Source organism: Vibrio sp. 2132-1, assembly GCF_033344315.1.
Genome location: NZ_JAWPON010000569.1, coordinates 1 through 599, shown reverse-complemented (window position 1 = coordinate 599; position 599 = coordinate 1). Strand labels below are relative to the sequence as shown.

The 599-nt window shown below is 41.1% G+C and carries 1 protein-coding gene; it reads left to right on the top strand.

All coding sequences use genetic code 11. The annotated features are described in order from the left end of the window. Positions 1–199: 50S ribosome-binding protein YggL (locus tag R8N47_RS26695; protein ID WP_318186298.1), on the top strand; the 199-nt coding region annotated here is incomplete at its 5' end. Positions 200–599: the final 400 nt, after the last annotated feature.

Here is a 599-nt window from a genome sequence, read left to right as displayed (position 1 = left end):
CTTTATCGACTACATTGATACTCTAGGTCTATGCTTTGGCGGCGGCGGTCTGGAGCTATTTGAAGGCTTCCTATGTTCTACAGAACGTTATGGTAGCGCGACAGAAGAGCAAAAAGCACAAGTCGTTGCTTGGTTAGAAGCTCGTCCAGAAGTGAAAAGCGCGAAAGCTGGCGACTTGCTTGACGCAAACTACCTGTAATAGCAGGCAAGCAAATGCGTTAGAAAAAGCTGGTCTTCGGACTGGCTTTTTTTATGGGTGATGAAACTGAATTTAAAATTAGATTTGAAGTATTGGTGGTGTTTGGAGCTGGCAATGCGTAGAGAACGTTTGAATTCTATTGCCAGCTCAAGGACTTCGAGTATGGTTAACTATGATTTCTTAGCTGTTGCTTCTTTCGTATCTTTCCAGTACTGGATGCGAACACGATGTAGCTGAGCTCTTCTCATTTTTTTCATAGTAATCTCCCTCATCTTCTATAAGTAACGCTCTTTATGAGCTTATTGTCTAAGGTTTTTTATCCCCTTCAATCTATAAGGGAACCAATTATATAACCGTGACTCATTTCACAACATAATGATAAAAACGGTTCTATTGCAGC